This is a genomic window from Pseudoalteromonas aliena (assembly GCF_038155085.1).
GTDB lineage: Bacteria > Pseudomonadota > Gammaproteobacteria > Enterobacterales > Alteromonadaceae > Pseudoalteromonas > Pseudoalteromonas aliena_A.
On record NZ_JBAKAU010000091.1, the window covers coordinates 1 to 239 of the forward strand.

General features: G+C 51.0%; 1 rRNA gene. It reads right to left on the bottom strand.

The annotated features are described in order from the left end of the window. A 23S ribosomal RNA gene (locus V6260_RS18660) occupies positions 1-239 on the bottom strand; the annotation flags it as partial.

Sequence of the window (239 nt, forward strand, 5' to 3'; positions counted from 1 at the left end):
GGGACCCTTTATCCCGAAGTTACAGGGTCAGTTTGCCTAGTTCCTTAACCGTGAATCACTCAAGCGCCTTAGAATATTCATCCCGACTACGTGTGTCCGTTTGCGGTACGGGTACCTACAGGATTAAGTTTAGCGGATTTTCTCGGCAGCATGCTTACGCGCACTATTGCCTTGTCCCGAAGGACGCGGCATACTGTCAGGTTCGGATCTCATGGTGGATTTGCCTGCCATGATCGACT